Origin of the sequence: Arthrobacter sp. KBS0703 (assembly GCF_002008315.2) — a bacterium.
Classification (GTDB): domain Bacteria; phylum Actinomycetota; class Actinomycetes; order Actinomycetales; family Micrococcaceae; genus Arthrobacter.
Window position 1 is genome coordinate 3,405,519 of record NZ_MVDG02000001.1, and the last position, 16,672, is coordinate 3,422,190.

Sequence of the window (16,672 nt, forward strand, 5' to 3'; positions counted from 1 at the left end):
GCTCACAGCTTGAAGACCCTTCGGGGCGAGCCGTCGACGAGGTCCACGATCAGTTCATGGGCGCGGTCCTCGCTGACGCGGTGCTCAGCCACGAGCCTGGCCAGGAAGGAGGCCTCGATCCGGCGTGAGGCATCGTGGCGGGCCGGGATGGAGCAGAAGGCCCGGGTGTCGTCGATGAAGCCGGACGAGCGGGAGAAGCCGGCGGTCTCGGTGACTGCCGAACGGAAGCGCAGCATGGCGTCCGGTGCGTCCAGGAACCACCACGGCGCGCCGAGGTAGACGGACGGGTAGAAGCCGGCCAGCGGCGCGAGTTCGCGGGAGAACACCGTCTCGTCCAGGGTGAAGAGCACCAGGTGGAAGTCCTTGGCGGTGCCGAAGTCCTGCAGCAGCGGGCGGATCGCCTCGGTGTAGTTTACGGCGAAGGGGATGTCGTGGCCGGTGTCGGCGCCGTAGGCGTTGAACGTGGGTGCGTGGTGGTTGCGGTACGACCCCGGGTGGATAGTCATCACCAGGCCGTCCTCCACGGACATCCGCGCCATCTGGTACATCATATGGGCTTCGAAGTCTTCACGGTCCTGCGCCGTGGCCTGGCCCGAGCGGGCGCGGTCGAACAGCTTCGCCGCATCGCCGGCGTCGAGCTTCAGCGTTGCGGGAGTGCGGACGCCGTGGTCCGCGGAGACAGCGCCGCGTTCCACGAAATAGCGACGCCGGTTTTCCAGGGCAGTGATGTAGCCGGCGTAGCCGCTGGCGCCGTCGCCCGCTGCCGCGATGAGCCGGTCCACGTTCGCGGACCAGCTGGGGTGCGCGATGTTCAGGTAGGCGTCCGGGCGGAACGTGGGAAGGACGCGTCCGTGGAACGTGGGGTCCTCGGCGATCGCCTTGTGGCTGGTGAGGGTGTCCAGGGGATCGTCCGTGGTGGCCAGCACCTCGATGTTGAAGTCCTTGAAGAGCTGGCGGGGCCGGAAACCGGGCTCCAGCAGCTTGGCCGAGATGGCATCGTAGCTGGCATCGGCGGTTTCGGTGCTGATCTCCTGCTGGAGGCCGAAGACGCTGTCGAACTGCGTGCGGAGCCAGTAGCCGGAGGCGGTGCCCTCGAACAGCGGCCAGGCCTTGCAGAACTCGCGCCACACGGTGCGGGAGTCCTGCTCCGAATCATTCGAGCCGCCCAGCCGGTCCAGCGGGACGCCGCTGGCGTGGATCAGGCGCGTGACGTAGTGGTCCGGGCTGACCAGCAGCGCTGCCGGGTCCGGGAAAGGGGTGTTGTGCTCGATGACTGCGGCGTCAACGTGCCCGTGCGGGGAAAGGATGGGCTGGTCCTGGACGCGCTGCAGGAGGTCGCGCGCAATGCTACGCGTTCCGGGATCCGCGGGCAGGAGCCGGTCTGGGTTGGCTGCAATCGACTGTGACATAGCTCAATGGTCGGGCCTGCAGCTCGGTTTTGTCAACCGGTTGCCATAAATTGCCATCCGGGTTGCGGCTGGTTGCGGGTAAAGCTAGCCCGCGGGCAGAAGCCGTCCGCTCGAGCCGCGCAGCACCAGCTCCGTTTCGACCCCGAGCGTCGCGGCAGGCTCCCCTGTGCCGTGCAGGAGGTCAAGCAGCAGTGTGGCAGCCCCCGAGCCGCACTCCCCCAGCGGCGAACGCACGGTGGTGAGCGGCGGTGTGGTGAAATCCGCCCCGAAGATGTCGTCGAAGCCCACGATGCTGATCTGGTCCGGGACCACCATTCCGGCTGCCTGGAGTTCCTGCATGAGGCCGATGGCCAGGAGGTCGTTATAGGTCAGCACCGCCGTGGCACCGCTGGCCCGGACGTCGCGCGCCACTTGCCTGCCGCCGTCGACCGTTGGTTTGGTGGATTCCAGCCGCACGGCCTCGAGCCGCGACCATTCGCAGGCCGCCTGCACGCCTTCCCAGCGGCGGGCGGACATCCAGGACTGCGGCGGGCCGGCAACAAAGGCAACCTTCGTGTGCCCGTTGGCGGCGAGGCTGCGGACCGCCTCGCTGATGCCCTTGTTCACGTCGGGAACCACGCACGGCACGCCGTCGACCTCGCGGTTGATGACCACCACGGGCTTGTCCCGGGCGAGGGTGCGGATGTCGTCGTCGTCCATGCGCGGGCTGGCAAGGATGAGGCCGTCCACGGTGGCCATCATCCGGCGTGCGGCGGTTAGTTCGGTGACGGCGGACTCGGCGGATTCGGCCAGCACCAGGGTATAGTCCCGCAGCGTGGCGGTGGTTTCCGCTCCGCGGATGATGTCGAAGAACGTGGGGTTGGTGATGTCCGCGACGATCAGCCCGAAAGTGTTGGTACGGCCGGTGGGGAGCGCCCGGGCGAACGGGTTGACCTGGTAATTCAGCTCGGCGGCGGCATCCTCGATGAGTTTCTGCGTCTTGGCGCTGACCCGGCCCGGCTTGCTGAGCGCACGGGAAACCGTGGACGGATTGACGCCGGCAACCTTGGCAATGTCGTAAATGGTGGCGTTGGGCTTGCCGTCCCGGCCGTGCTTTTTGGCCGGCGCTGTTGTGGCGGCAACTTCCGGCGTCTTGGGTTCAGTCACCGCCCCATCCTACGAGGAAACAACCCAACTAGGTCGCAGTTAATGTCGTTATAGGCGCCCATAACGACATCAATTGCGACCTAGTTGGGCTTAGTTGGCCAGCGGTTGCCGGTTTGGCTTCCCCGGGGCTTCGCTAGGAGCGTTCGGGGAACTTGCCTTCGTCCGCGATGCGCTTGTTCAGCTCGGCAAGGAACACGTCCTCGTCGAAGTCCAGGCCCACTTCCGTGCCGGTCCAGCTGGAGAGGTGGATGGCGTTGGCCAGGCGGACGCCGTTAACGCCGTCCGATCCCGGGGCCAGCAGCGGAGTTCCGTCCAGGATGTTGGACGCGAAGTTCTCTAAGACACCGGCATGCTGGCCGCCCCAGACGGATTCGAACTCGATGACCTCAGTAGAGTAGTACTGCTCCGGATTCAGCTCGCCCATAAAGAGCTTGCGGACATCGTCCATGTCCATGGCGTCGCTGAGTTCACGCTCGGGCTTGACCAGGCGGGTGACGGTGGCAGTCTTGGAGTTTTCGACGACGATCTTGCCTTGGTCGCCCAGGATCTCGAAGCGGTCGGTTCCCACGAGGTCGTGGGTGGCGGTGACGAAGACGCCGGTGGCGCCGTCGCCGTAATCAACTACCGCGGTGACTTCATCCTCGACGGCGATGTCACGGCGGAAGCCGTAGGCCACCTTCGCATACACGGACTTGGGCACGCCGCAGATCCACTGCCACAGGTCCAGCTGGTGCGGTGCCTGGTTGACCAGGACGCCGCCGCCTTCGCCGCCCCACGTGGCGCGCCATTCGCTGGAGTTGTAGTAGCCCTGCGGACGCCACCAGTTGGTGATGATCCAGTTGGTGCGGCGGATGGCACCGATCTCGCCGTTCTCGACGATTTCCTTGAGCTTCCGGTACAGCGGGTTGTTGCGCTGGTTGAACATAATCGCGAAGGACAGTTCGGGCTTGCTCGCGGCAAACTCGTTGAGCTCCTTGACCTGCTTGGTGTAGACGCCGGCCGGCTTCTCCACGAGGGCGTGGATGTTGCGCTTAAGGGTCTCGATGCCCATTCCGGGGTGCAGGAAGTGCGGGACGCAGGTCACGACGGCGTCCACGTCGCCGCTGTCCAGCATGGCGATGTAGTCGTCGTAGAAGGGCGCGTCCGGGTAGGTGGCCGAGGCCAGTTCCTTCTTGGCGGGATCGGTGTCGCAGATGGCGCCGATCTCCATGTTGGGGACCATGCCGTCCGTGATGAACTTGGCGTAGGCGCCGCCCTGCTGGCCCAGGCCGATAATGCCGAGGCGTACTTTCTTGGTCATTGTTGAATCTCCGTGTTCTTTGGTGCTGAGTCTGGAAAGTCTTAGAACAGGCCGGCGTGGCCCATGGCCACCAGGTTGTCGTACGAGGTCTGCAGGGCATCCCAGACGGTGCGGCCGTAGAGTTCGTCCTGTTCAACCAGCATGTATTCGGCCCCGGCGGCCTGCGCGGCCGGAATGATGGAGGGAAAGTCCAGGTTGCCTTCGCCCACTTCGGCGAACTGGACCACGTTTTTGAACTCGCTCATGAACCCCAGGATGTCGCCTGAATCCAGGAGTCCGAAGGCTGCTTCCGGCATCTGGCCGATCCGGTAGTCCTTCAGGTGCACCATGGCGGTGCGGCCGGCGTACTTCTGCAGGGTCCGGACGGGGTCGAGGCCGCCGCGCTGTACCCAGTGCACGTCAATTTCCATGCCCATGGCCGGCGAGTTCTCGGCGATGATGTCCAGCATGTATTTGCCGTCGAACTTCGCGAACTCGATGTGGTGGTTGTGGTAGTACAGGCCGAGGCCCTGTTCCTGCAGGCGTTCGGCGTATTCGTTGGCCTGCTTGGCGAAGTCGATGACTGCACCGATCGACTTCATGGCCGGGAACGGCAGCATCCCGATCCGCAGGAGCTTGGAGTCCAGGCGCTTGGCGTCCTCCACTATCTTGTCGAAGTGGTCCTGGAGCGAATCGCCGGGGCGGCCCTTGGGGGATTCCATCGCTACGGACAACGCGGCGATGTCCATGCCCAGCTCCGAACGGGAGCGGTCCAGCTCGGCCACGTTCTCAGCGGTCATCGGGATCTGGGAAATTTCGACGGCGTTGTAACCGATCGCGCTGACCTTGCGGAGCGTTTCGAACGCCCCGAGTTCGGTGAAACTGTCCTTCAGCATCATCGCCTGCACGCCTATTTTGGCCACGTTATTCCTCCGTTGTTGTACCTGGTGTGTTAAATCCGGCGTCCGCCGTTAGGCGAGGGCTCCGGCCTGTTCAATCTGATGCCGCTGGCTTTCCAGCAGTCGGTGACGATCCGCCCGGCGCTGTTCCTGCCGGTCCGGATCGGGTACTGGGGACGCCAGCAGGAGGCGCTGCGTGTAAGGGTGCTCGGGGTCGCGGGTAACGATCTCGGCTGGTCCCTGTTCGACGATTTCGCCGTGGTGCATTACGGCCACACGGTGGCTGATGTGCCGCACAACGTCAAGGTCGTGGGAGACGAACAGGTACGAAACACCGGTGTCCTTTTGGATCTGCAGGAACAGGTCCAGGACCCGGGCCTGGGTGGACAGGTCCAGTGCGCTGACGGGCTCGTCGCAGACGATCAGCTTGGGCGAGAGGGCCAGGGCACGGGCGATGGCCACGCGCTGGCGCTGGCCGCCGCTGAACTCGCGCGGCAGGCGGTGGATGGCGTCCGCGGGCAGACCCACTTGGTCCAGGAGTTCTTTGACGCGCTGCTTGGCGGCATTCTGCTCCATGCCCTGCACGCCGAGGGGCTCGGCGAGGATGTCGCCGATCTCCAGGGCGGGGTTGAGCGAAGTATACGGATCCTGGAAAACCACCTGGAGGTCGCGGCTCAGGGTTCGCCGCTGCTTGCGAGTGGCGTGGCTGATGTCCTTGCCCTCGAAGGTGATTTTGCCGCCCGTGACCGGGGCCAGGCCCAGGACCGCGCGGCCCAGGGTGGTCTTGCCGGAGCCGGACTCCCCCACCAGGCCAAGGGTCTCGCCCTGGCCGATGGAGATGTTGATGTCCGTCAGGGCCCTGAAGGGCTTGGCCCGGAACTTCTTGCTCGGGTATTCGACAACCAGGTTGCTCACTGTCAGAAGCGGGGATGTCAGAAGCGGTGCGCTTTCCGTGGTGCTCATGCGACCGGCTCCTTCTGGCTGGATACAAGCATGGACATGGGGGTTTTGCCTTCGAGCATCGAGGCCAGAAGAGTCCGGGTGTACTGCTCTTTCGGGTTCCGGAGGATGTCGCGGACGGATCCTTCCTCCACAAGCCGGCCGTTCTGCATCACGGCCACGCGGTCGCAGAGGTCCGCCACCACACCGAAGTTGTGCGTCACCAGGACGACGCCAATGTTCAGACGCTGCTGGAGCTCGCGCAGGAGATCCAGCACATCGGCCTGCACCGTGACGTCCAACGCGGTGGTGGGCTCATCGGCGATCACCAGGTCCGGTTCACAGCTGATGGCACCGGCGATCAGCACACGCTGGGCCATGCCCCCGGAGACTTCATGCGGGTACGCGCTGAACGTCCGTTCCGGGCTGACGATCCCGACGTCGGTCAGCAGCTTCAGCGCCCGCCCGCGGGCCTCCTCCTTGGAAATCCCCAGGACCCGCACCATGGGCGTGACCAGCTGGTAGCCGATGGTGAAGGCGGGGTCCAAGTTGCTCATGGGCTCCTGCGGAATATAGGAGATCCGCTTGCCCCGCAGCTTGGACAGCCGCGTCTGGTTGACGCGTTCGTCGCCCGGGGCCACGGTGTAGTTGCCATCGAACTGGATGGCGCCGCCCACAATGCGGGCATTGTCCGGCAGCAGGCCCAGGATGGAGAACGCCGTCTGGGACTTCCCCGAACCGGATTCACCCACGATGCCCAGGATCTCACCCCGGTCCACGTGGAAGGACACATCGTCCACCACTTTCTTGATGGAGCCGTCGGCCTGCGGGTAGCCGACGCCGAGATTGGTGACCTTTACGAGGTGGTGCTCGGTTCCGGCATCGACGGCGGCCACAGCCTTACGCGACGGCCGCGCCGAGGCGGGTCCCGCCGTCGGGTTCGCTCCTGTGGCCGAAGACGCGGCGCTTTTCTTGCGGCGCTTGATCTTTTCGCCGTCTTCCAGCGCATCGCGGATAGCGTTGCCGAGGAGGACGAGTCCGCCGATGGTGAGCGCCATGGTGAGGGCGGGCCAGAAGAGCAGCGTGGGGGTCAGGTAGACGTTCTTGAAGCCTTCGGAGAGCATCACGCCCCAGGTTGCCTTGGTGGGATCGCCGAGTCCCAGGAACTCAAGTCCGGACTGGATCGCGATGGCCACGCCGGCAATGGCTGCAGTCTGGATGATGATGGGTGCGCGGACCACGGAGAAGATGTGGCGGGCAATGATGCTCCAGTCGGAGAGCCCGGACACCCGGGCAGCGTCGACGTAAAGCTCATTGCGTACAGACTGGACCGCGGTGCGGGTCAAGCGGAAGTAGGACGGGCTGATGAGGACGCCGAAGGCGATCATCGAAATCCATACCGAGGGTCCGAACGCTGCGCGGATGGTGAGCAGCACGATCAGGCCCGGAAGGCTCATGAGGATGCTGACCGCCCAGTTGGAGACGGCCTCGAACTTCCCTGCGTAGTAGCCGGCGATCAGACCGGCCGGGAGGCCGATGACGATGGCAACACCGGCGCACAGGAGTGCGGACAACAGCGTGAGCTGTGCACCGAAGAGCAGGCGGCTCCAGGTGTCGCGTCCGGCGCTGTCCGTGCCCAGGATGTTCACCGAGTCTGCAGGTGCCAGGGTCTTGGTGATGTTCGCGAAGTTCTCCTCGAACGGGGCCAGGACGGGGGCGAAGATGGCCAGCAAGGCGATGGATCCTAGAATCGTCAGCGAGGCGATGCCCATCGGGTTCCTGAGGAGGCGGCGCATCACGGTGGAACGGACCACTGTGCCGCTCTGGCCGGTGGCCAGTGGTGCGGCTACCGCCGCTTTTTCTACGGAATCGCTCATGACACACGCACTTTCGGGTTGAGCCAACCATTGAGGATGTCCACCAGGAGATTCACCACGATGACCACCACCACGGTGTACATGACCACTCCCATGACCACGGGAAGATCGGACTGGCCGGTGGCGGTGACCGCGAGGGGTCCCATTCCGGGAAGGGCAAAGATCTGCTCGATGATCACCACGCCGCCCAGCATGCCGATCAGCTGCAGGCTCAAGACGGTCAGGCCTGCCGGTGCCGCGCTGCGCAGCACGTGCTTGAAGAGGATTTCCCGCTCTCCGATGCCCCGGCTGCGCAATGTCCTGACGTAGTCGCGCTCGAGCTGCTTGATCACGGCGCTGCGGATTTGCTGCGCTCCGCCGGTCACGCCGTTGATGAGCAGGGCAATGACCGGAAGGGTCATCGAATAGACCCAGGCCTCCGGACCTACCTCGGGAGAGATGGTGCTGGTGGCCGGGAAGAAGCCCAGCTGGATGGCCAGGAGGGTCACAAGGAGCACGCCGATCACGTACCCCGGGATGGAGTCGCCTACGATCGCGCCCACCTGGACTAACCTGTCCACCCAGCCGCGCTTGACGGCCGCGGCAACACCGATCAGTGCTGCGCAGATGGCGATCAGGATCATTGCGGTGAAAACCATCGTCATGGTCACCGGGATACGCGTAGCCAGGGAGCTGGCCACCGGTTCCGAGGTGAACCACGAGGCTCCAAGGTTTCCTGAGAGGGCGTCGCCCAACCAGGCGAAGTAACGGGTCACGAGGGGCTGGTCGAGTCCCAGCTCCTGTTCCTTCAGGGCAACCTGCTCCGGAGTGGCCTGGTCACCCAGGATGTTCCGGGCAATGCTGCCGCTGGAGGTGTACAGCAAAGTGAAGGTGAGTGCCGAGACTACGAACAACACCACCAACCCGCTGCCTAGCCTTTTCGCAATGAACTTGATCATGGGGTCCTACTTGGCGGGCGAATAGTTGTAGATGGACGGAACGGCCTGCTGTGCCTGCGGGGTGACGTTCACTTTGTCGTTGTGGTAATACATCTGGTTCACACGGAACAGCGGCGCGAACCATGCCTGTTCCACCACGTACTTGTTGACGTTCTGGGCCAGCTTGCCGGCGTCCTCGCCACCTGTGCGTACAGCCTGGATCTTGGCCTCCAGCTCCGGGGTGGTGTTCTTGAAGGGGTTGTAGAGGGCCTTGGTGGAGACGATTTGGTCGATCGCTACCGTGGGCTCACCTTGGAAGAGGTTGAAGAACAATGCGTGGTATTTCTGGGCTGCGACGTCCGCGGTGAAGGTGTTGGTGATCGCGGCGCCCGGCTTCAGGGTGATTCCGACGTCGGCGAGCTGCTGCTGGAGAACCGAGATGAGCGTTTCAGCTCCCGGAAGGGTGGGGACGTCGATAGTCACGTTGCCTTCGAAGCCGGAGTCCTTCAGGAGTTGCTTGGCCTTGGCGGGATCGTAGCTGTAGTAGTTTTCGAGCTCTTCAGTCCAGGCACCGCTGTCCTTGCCAAACGGTTGGGACGTGGGAGTGCCCTGGCCGAGCATGACCTGGTCCAGGATGGTCTTGCGGTCGAACGCATAGTTGATGGCCTGGCGGACCTTGACGTTGGCCAGAGCGGGGTTCTTGGTTCCGGCGCGGTCCAGGAGGAGCAGGCCGGACCAGTCAACCTGGTTGGTTTCAAGCTTCATTTTGGCGCCCTCGGCCTGCTTGCCGTTTTTGGGGTCCAGCAGGGTGGCGTCGATCTGGCCGGAAACCAAGGCGTTGGTGCGGGCTGTGGGATCGGTAAGGATCTTGAGGGTCAGCTTCTTGTACTTCTGGAGGTCCTTGTTCCAGTAGCCCTCGCGGGCGGTGAAGACGGTCTGTGAGTCTTTCACGGAGGCTGCTTTGTCCATCACGTACGGGCCGGAGCCGACCGGTACGGTCTTGATGGCGTCTGTACCCAGGGACTGGGGGCTTCCCATCAGGCCAGCTGCCTGGCTCAGGAAGTATTCCAGGGCGGGCTCAGTGGCAGTGAGGTTGATGTCGATGGTGTCCGCGTCCACCACGGCAACGTCGGACACAGAAGCCAGCTGGGCCATCTGGGGACCATTTGCCTTCTTGAAGTGGTCGAGGTTGGCCTTGGCTGCCTCGGCGTCGAACTTGGCACCGTCGCTGAACGTGACGTCGGTCCTGAGATCCACGGTGAGCTTCGTGTTGGTGGCGTTGTACTTCCACTTCGTGGCCAGCATGGGGCTGAGCTTGCCGTCCGGTTCGCGCAGGATCAGGGTGTCATACGCTGCCTGGTACGGCTGCAGGGCATGGCCGACGTGGGCCTGGGCAGGATCCCAGGAAGTGATGTCACGCAGGGTGCCCAAGGTGAGCGCTGTTGGTGCAGCGCCGGCGTTTGAGCCCGCTCCGGCGCCCCCGCCACATGCGGTGAGCGCCAGCGAGGCGCTGAGTACGAGGGCGGCTGCTGCCGCTTTGGGACCTAACTTCATTGTTGGCTCCTAGGATCCGTGGAACGTAAGACCTGCGGGATGAATCAAGTGTGGCGTGGGCCACATCCGCCTTGTGAGATTCACAGTACGCACTGTTGCCTCGCTTGGCAACCGATTGTCAAAATCGTTGCAATATTTCTTTTTCGTACCGGAATGAGTCGTTCGAACGGGAGTACACTGAAGGCAACCGGTTGCTTCGGCCAAGCCCCAGGCGTCACCGCAGCCAGCGCCTCAGGACACCTTGCCAGCCAATTCCGGGTAGCTCTGCCGGTAGACGTCTTTGATGATGCACAGCGATTTTTCGGCCTCAGCAGGGCTGATCCAGAACGGCTCCGCCTCGTCCAGCCGGCTGTAGAAGTCGTTGATCAGCAGCTCGTGCGAGACACCCCAGTAGGACCGGCCGCCGGAATCGCTCTTGCGCTCCGGAATGACGTCCACGCACCCGTCATCATGGGTGACCGTGAGGTCGCCCCGCAGGCAGAGGACGGCCTTCTCGGTGACCACATCAAGCGTCACCGGCGCGTTGAAGGCGTTGGCCAGCGTGGCATAGAACGCGCTCCGGGCCCCGCTGGCATGTTCCGCCACGAATTCCGCGGTGTCCTCCACTTCGATGGTGCCGGCCAGGAACCGCGTGGAAGCATTCCCCGTGACCGTGACAACGTCGCCCACCAGCCACTGGAGCAGGTCTACGGTGTGGATGGCCTGGTTCATCATCAGCCCGCCTCCGCCGCCGGCCCAGGTTCCACGCCAAGGGCGGTTTTCGTAGTACTCGGCGGAGCGCTGCCACATCACCGTTGCCGACGCTCCCGTCACAGCCCCCAGCTCACCCGAGGACAGGAGGGCGTGCATGGCCTGCGCGGTGGCGTTGTACCGGTTCTGGAAGCACACGGCGATTTTCGCATGGCCTGCCGACGCGGCTTCCACCAGCCGCCGGCCTTCCGCCAGGGTGTGGGCCAGCGGTTTCTCCACGATGACGTTGACGCCGCGCTCCAGGCAGTCCGCGGCCACCGAGGCATGCTGGTCATGGGGGGTGCAGATATGCACCACGTCCGGCCGGACCGCCTCGATAAGGCTCAGATGGTCGGCGAAGCCGGGCACGCCATAGGCGGCCACGGCGGCGGCCAGCCGCCGCGGATCCGAATCGCAGACCGCAACCAGCGTGGCGCCGTCGAGCTTTGCAACCGCCTCGAAGTGCACAGCCGAAACATCGCCACAGCCGATGACCGCCGCCGTCGTACTCAAGAGAGTTCAACCCCGTTCTTAGCCGCGAGCGCCGCGAAGGCACGGGCCGCGATACCGAAGGCCACCGGGCCTGAGAAGCCGCCCAGCTCGTGAGCGCTGGCCAGGTGGGGTTCCAGCGAGGCGAAACCGGTGAAGCCGTCGGCCTTCAGGGCGGCGATGGTGGCGTCGAGTTCGCCGTCGCCCTCGCCGGAGGGCACCACTTCGCCGCTGGTGGAGAGCGCGTCCTTGACCTGGAAGTAGTCGAGGTACGGGCGCAGCATGGCATAGCCCTCGGTGTAGGGCTTGACGCCCACCTGGACGAAGTTGGCGTTGTCCCAGGCGATGCGCAGCGCCGGGGAGTCCACGGACTCCATGATGTCCAGCACGCGCTGCGGCGTATCCCCGTAGATGCCCTTTTCGTTTTCATGCAGAAGCACGACGCCGGACTCCTCCGCGAGCGCTGCCAGCGCACCCATGCGGGCCAGGACATCCTCGCGGATATCTTCGGGGCTGCGGCCTTCCGCCCGGTAGAACGAGAAGATGCGGATGTACTTGGTGTCCAGGCCCTTGGCCACGGAGATGATCTGCCGGAGCCGTTCCAGCTCGTGCTCCACCGGCAGGCTCACGTCCACCTTGCCGATGGGGCTGGCCACTGCCGAGACCTTGAGGCCCTTTTCATCGAGGATCTCCTTGAGCCGGGCAACCTGCTCCTGTTCCAGCTCGGAGACGTTGGTGCCCCAGGCGCTGCGGACCTCGATGTGGCTCGCGCCTAGTGCCAGCAAAACGGCGGCCTGGACCGCGGGATCCGGGTCGATCTCATCGCCGAAACCGGAAAGGGGCCAGACTGCGGATGTTGTTTTGCTCACGCGGATCTCCTGGGTTTCGCGGCCGCCGCGCCTGCTTTCCCAGCTCCGGCGCGGTGACGCAGTTCACAAACACTGTCCATCTCAGTTTAGCTAGACCTGCCTTCAAATGACAACCGATTGCCAAACTTTGACAATCTGTGGCATTCTTTGCTGACCGGACCTGTGGCCGCAGTTACAGGGCGGCCCATCCGACCCGGCCACCACGGCCCGGCCACCACGGCCCGGCCACCACGGCCCGGCACCACGTTCAGAGAGGAGCGCCGTGGCTACGACGCAACCAGCAGCAGTGGACCGCCCGGCCACCATCCACGACATCGCCGCGCTCTGCGGTGTGGCGGCCTCCACGGTTTCCCGGGCGCTTTCCACGCCGGACCGCGTCAATATCCGGACGCGCCAGCGGATCGAGGCGGCCGCGGCGCGGCTGCACTACATCCCCAACAGCCAGGCCAAGGCGCTGAGTTCCGGCCGCACAGGCGCGGTGGGAGTACTGGTCCCGGACATCACCAACCCCTTCTACTTCGACCTCATCCGGGGCACCCAGCTTCAGCTCAAGGCTGCCGGATACACCCAGCTGCTGGTGGACACGGAGGAATCGGACGAGGTGGAGGCCAGCACTATGGAACAGCTCCGCAAGAGTGCAGACGGAATCGTGGTGACCGCTTCCCGGCTCAGCGATGAAGCGCTGCTGGCGGCGGCGGCAAAGATGCCTATGGTCACCATCAACCGGGACGTCCCCGGCATCCCAGCGGTTCTCATTGACACGCCGTCCGCCACGAGCCAGGCCCTCGACCACCTCATCTCGCTGCGCCATACCCGGATTGCTTACGTCGCCGGACCGGCAACGTCCCAGTCCAGCACGCGGCGCTGGACCGCCCTATCCGAGGCGGCAGAGGAACGCGGCGTGGAAGTACGGAGGCTGGGGCCGTTCGCGCCCAAGACGCAGTCCGGCGCGGCCGCCGCGGACGCCGCCGTGCACAGCGGGGTGACGGCCTGCATCGCGTTCAACGACCTCATCGCCATCGGCATGCTCCAGCGCCTCCGCGAACGCGGCATCCGTGTTCCGGAGGACATGAGCATTGTGGGCTGCGACGACATCTTCGGTGCGGACTTCTGCAATCCGCCGTTGACCACCATGGCCTCCCCGATCGAACAGGCCGGCCGCGTGGCAGTCTCCATGCTGCTGGCGCAGCTGAACCCGCTGGCGGGTGGCGGCGCCCGCAGCCGGTCCGTGATGCCCACGCATCTGACGGTCCGCGGCTCCACTGGGCTCGCGCCTGCGCCAGGCCCGGCAGCGGCGTAACTCCGCCCCCGACGTGGGAAGTCCGTGCCCGGCTCGGTAGGACACAGTTGAGCATGCTTGACCCCGCTGACTAGGCTGGGTCACATGCGCGAACTCCAGGCCAAGATCATAGAAGAAATGGGCGTTCAGCCCCGGATCGATCCTGCAGAGGAGGTGCGCAAACGGGTTACTTTCCTGAAGGAGTACCTCAAGGCCACCCGCACCAAGGGCTTTGTCCTGGGCATTTCGGGGGGACTTGACTCTTCACTGGCGGGACGGCTGGCCCAGCTCGCGGTCGAGGAGCTCCAGGCCGAGGGCACGGATGCGAACTTCGTGGCGGTCCGTCTCCCCTACGGCGTCCAGCATGACGAGGACGACGCCCAGGCGGCTCTGGACTTCATCAAGGCAAAGACGGAGTGGACCTTCAACATTTCCGCTGCCGTGGACGGTTTCGAGGAGGAGTTCGAAAAAACCGTCGGCAACGGGATCTCCGACTTCCATAAGGGCAACACCAAAGCGCGCACGCGCATGATCGCCCAGTACGCCCTGGCCGGCGAGCACAACTACCTCGTCATCGGCACAGACCATGGCGCTGAATCCGTGACCGGGTTCTTTACCAAGTACGGCGACGGCGGGGCCGATATCCTGCCGCTTTTCGGTCTGGACAAGCGGCAGAACCGCGCCCTCCTGGAGCACCTCGGCGCTCCCGAGCGGATCTGGAAGAAGGTGCCCACGGCCGACCTCCTGGACGACAAGCCGGGCCGCACCGACGAGGACGAACTCGGCATCAGCTACGACCAGATCGACGACTATCTCGAAGGCCGCGACGTCCCCGAATCCGCCGCCGCCCTGATCGAGGAAAAGTACCTGCGGACCCGGCACAAGCGCACCGTCCCGGTCAGCATCTTCGACACCTGGTGGAAGCACGAGGGTCCGGAGGAGCCCAGGGTAGGTCTCTGACCCGGGTTGAACCACGACGCCGGGAGCTGCTTGGCCGCTTAGGGCAGCAGCACGATCTTGCCGCGGCCGTGGCCCGCCCTGCTGATCTCCAGGGCATCGGCGGCCTCAATGAGCGGCATCCGGTGGGAGATGGTGAAGGTGATCTGGCCGTCCGCAGCGAGGGTTGCCACTTCCTCGACGCGTCCCTCCAGTTGCCGGACCGCGGCGATTCCGGCTTCCGCCGAGAGCTTGCCGGGAACGGTTGTTACGGCGCGGCTGCGGCCCTGAAGCAGTTCGGCAGTCGCGGCAACGGCCTCCTCGTTGCCGATGGTGTCGAACACAGCAGTGACATCGCCTATGGCGTCGCTGAGATCCCGCACCCTGTCTGCCAGTCCCGCCCCGTAGGTCACGGGCTCGGCACCCAGCTCGCGGAGGTATTCATGGTTGGACTCGGACGCCGTGCCGACCACCCGCGCCCCGAGTGCTGCGGCGATCTGGACCGCCGCAGAGCCGACTCCTCCGGCCGCGGCATGGATGAGGACAGTGTCCCCGGGGCCCACTCCCAGCTGCTTGAGGGCAGAGTACGCGGTGCCGCCGGCCACGGGGATGCACGCCGCCTGTTCGAAGTCGACACCCGCAGGGATCGGAGTGAGCTGTTCGGCCGGGACCAGGGCTTCCGTGCGGTAGCCGCCGGTGAGGCCGTTCCAGATCACTTCATCGCCGACGGCAAACCCCTCGAAGGCGGGCCCCACAGCCGTGACCACGCCAGCGGCCTCACTGCCGGGCACCGCCGGAAGATCCAGCGGTGCCCATTGCTTCAGGTAGCCTGCCACGAGTTTCCAGTCGACGGGGTTGACGCTGACGGCCCGGAATTCCACGCGGACCTCGCCCTCGCCGGCCTCAGGCAGCTCCTCCGTTCCCACCTGGAGGACGTGGGGGCCGCCGTATTCGTCGAAGTAGACCCTGGTGCTCATGGCTCTGGCTCCTTTGCTGCTGTCCCGCACTGTAGTGCAAGGGTAGGCAGGGCATTGCAGGCATCACAAGGAGGCATCTGGGAGTCCCCTCAGCGCCGGACTTCCACCTCTCCAACCATGCCCATGTAGTCATGCAGGGCGCAAAGGTAGTCGAACTCGCCCACCTTGTTGAAGGTCACGGTGAATTTGTCCCCGGGCTCCATCAGGCCGGAGCTGAGGTCCCCGCCCTTGAAGTTCTTGGGATTGCCCACCGGCGCGAACACATCGGCCGGCTCATGCCCGAACGTCACGGTGTGCGGCGCTCCCATACCGGTGTTCACGAAGGTCACCGTGTCGCCGAGGTGGACGACTATATCGTGGTGGACGAACCGCATTAGCATGGCGGTTTCGTTGTCCGTTCCGGCGATTACCTTGTGGTTGCTGGCCTGCTTGCGGGCTGCCTCCCACTGCATCTCGCCGTCCCGCACGATCTTCCGTTCCTCTTTCTTGGTCTGGCGGTCGTATTGCGACTGCGTGAACGGGTAATCCGTTCCGGCGGCCCGGACATGCACCGTACCTTTCATCACCATGCCGTGAACGACGCAGTAGTAGGTGAATGTGCCGGTGTGCGTGAACTTCAGGGTGTAATGCTCCACCTCTTTGAAGCCGGTATTGGAGACATTGGCCATGATTCCGGAGTTGTAGTACGAGTGGCCGTCATACGTCGTGCCGCCCTGCCGATTCAGTTGCTGCGGGTCAAAGGGGTTGAACGGCTTGAGCGGCTGGCCTTTCGCGAGAAACGTCACGGTGTGGATTTCCGCGGAGTTTGCCTCCCACTTGATCTTGTCCCCGGCGTTGACATAGATGTTCGACGGAAGGAAGGCCATGCCCTGGATGGCTTGGTCTGAGGACTCTGAGCCGACTTGGACAGTCCATGTCCTCGGCGAGTTCTCGTCGTCGGCAATGGCAGCGCTGCTGAGTGAGAGTGGCAGGAGCAGGGTCGCCAGGGAGGCGAGGAGAATGCGCAGCAGGTGCGGTCTTTGGTGGTTTTTTGGTTTGAGAGTCATTACGACCCATTCCTTTTTCGCTGGGCGTTGGCAGCCGCGGTGCGGCCGGGAGAGCCCGAGCCGCAGATTGCGGCGTCGGACCGATGCCAGAGCGGCGCGGATCCATCGGGACCCTTCTGCTTTCCCATGTCGCCCAGCCCACGGAAGGGAAGAGGCCTCGGAACCGGACCCGCCGCCGAACGGGCGACAACACGGGACTTTCCGGTTCTCGAAGGAATAAGTTGTGGTTCTGCTGAGCCGTCAGAGCCCTGATTCGTGACCGACGGCATGCGCTCGAAGCCTGTCGGTCAGAGACTACAGATACAGTTCCCATCGTGCTCCGCGTCG

The 16,672-nt window shown here is 64.6% G+C and carries 14 protein-coding genes; 2 read left to right on the forward strand and 12 right to left on the reverse strand.

The features are described 5' to 3' along the window. Positions 1-2: 2 nt before the first annotated feature. The 10 genes from uxaC to B1A87_RS15830 all read right to left on the reverse strand — a co-directional run bounded on the left by uxaC (position 3) and on the right by B1A87_RS15830 (position 12,107). Positions 3-1,409, reverse strand: a complete 1,407-nt coding sequence (uxaC, locus tag B1A87_RS15785; RefSeq protein ID WP_078029216.1) for a glucuronate isomerase — start codon at positions 1,407-1,409, stop codon at positions 3-5. A gap of 84 nt (positions 1,410-1,493) precedes the next feature. Next, positions 1,494-2,555 (reverse strand): LacI family DNA-binding transcriptional regulator, encoded by a 1,062-nt coding sequence (locus tag B1A87_RS15790; protein ID WP_144275842.1) that lies wholly within the window; start codon positions 2,553-2,555, stop codon positions 1,494-1,496. Between the two features lie 133 nt (positions 2,556-2,688). Further along, positions 2,689-3,855 carry a Gfo/Idh/MocA family protein gene (locus B1A87_RS15795; RefSeq protein ID WP_078029199.1) on the reverse strand — a complete coding sequence of 389 codons (1,167 nt, stop codon included), beginning with the start codon at positions 3,853-3,855 and terminating at the stop codon, positions 2,689-2,691. 41 nt (positions 3,856-3,896) lie between these two features. After that, entirely contained in the window at positions 3,897-4,757 is an 861-nt protein-coding gene (locus tag B1A87_RS15800; RefSeq protein ID WP_260680893.1) for a sugar phosphate isomerase/epimerase, read from the reverse strand. Positions 4,758-4,805: 48 nt separating this feature from the next. Then, positions 4,806-5,696, reverse strand: a complete 891-nt coding sequence (locus B1A87_RS15805; protein WP_078029197.1) for an ATP-binding cassette domain-containing protein — start codon at positions 5,694-5,696, stop codon at positions 4,806-4,808. After that, positions 5,693-7,549: a dipeptide/oligopeptide/nickel ABC transporter permease/ATP-binding protein gene (locus B1A87_RS15810; protein WP_078029196.1), complete on the reverse strand. Its 1,857-nt coding sequence runs from the start codon at positions 7,547-7,549 to the stop codon at positions 5,693-5,695. Before B1A87_RS15810 ends, B1A87_RS15805 begins: the two co-directional genes overlap by 4 nt. Further along, positions 7,546-8,487 (reverse strand): ABC transporter permease, encoded by a 942-nt coding sequence (locus tag B1A87_RS15815; protein WP_078029195.1) that lies wholly within the window; start codon positions 8,485-8,487, stop codon positions 7,546-7,548. The genes B1A87_RS15810 and B1A87_RS15815 overlap by 4 nt, the downstream gene beginning before the upstream one ends. Positions 8,488-8,493: 6 nt before the next feature. Further along, positions 8,494-10,020, reverse strand: coding sequence for an ABC transporter substrate-binding protein (locus tag B1A87_RS15820; RefSeq protein ID WP_078029194.1), 1,527 nt, complete (start codon positions 10,018-10,020; stop codon positions 8,494-8,496). A 231-nt stretch (positions 10,021-10,251) separates the two neighbouring features. Beyond that, positions 10,252-11,262: a Gfo/Idh/MocA family protein gene (locus tag B1A87_RS15825; protein ID WP_078029193.1), complete on the reverse strand. Its 1,011-nt coding sequence runs from the start codon at positions 11,260-11,262 to the stop codon at positions 10,252-10,254. Then, entirely contained in the window at positions 11,259-12,107 is an 849-nt protein-coding gene (locus B1A87_RS15830) for a sugar phosphate isomerase/epimerase (protein ID WP_078029192.1), read from the reverse strand. The genes B1A87_RS15825 and B1A87_RS15830 overlap by 4 nt, the downstream gene beginning before the upstream one ends. Before the next feature lie 262 nt (positions 12,108-12,369). Here B1A87_RS15830 and B1A87_RS15835 point away from each other — a divergent pair, with 262 nt between their 5' ends. Beyond that, positions 12,370-13,407, forward strand: coding sequence for a LacI family DNA-binding transcriptional regulator (locus B1A87_RS15835; RefSeq protein WP_260680894.1), 1,038 nt, complete (start codon positions 12,370-12,372; stop codon positions 13,405-13,407). Between the two features lie 84 nt (positions 13,408-13,491). Next, positions 13,492-14,346, forward strand: a complete 855-nt coding sequence (nadE, locus tag B1A87_RS15840) for an ammonia-dependent NAD(+) synthetase (protein ID WP_078029190.1) — start codon at positions 13,492-13,494, stop codon at positions 14,344-14,346. Positions 14,347-14,384: 38 nt separating this feature from the next. On the opposite strand, the gene B1A87_RS15845 is transcribed toward nadE, so the two are convergent. Together B1A87_RS15845 and B1A87_RS15850 are read right to left on the reverse strand one after the other, a co-directional pair. Further along, positions 14,385-15,299: an NADP-dependent oxidoreductase gene (locus B1A87_RS15845; protein ID WP_078029189.1), complete on the reverse strand. Its 915-nt coding sequence runs from the start codon at positions 15,297-15,299 to the stop codon at positions 14,385-14,387. A gap of 89 nt (positions 15,300-15,388) precedes the next feature. Continuing rightward, the gene (locus B1A87_RS15850; RefSeq protein WP_078029188.1) at positions 15,389-16,345 is read right to left on the reverse strand and encodes a plastocyanin/azurin family copper-binding protein; all 957 of its coding nucleotides are present in this window, start codon (positions 16,343-16,345) and stop codon (positions 15,389-15,391) included. Positions 16,346-16,672 lie beyond the last annotated feature (327 nt).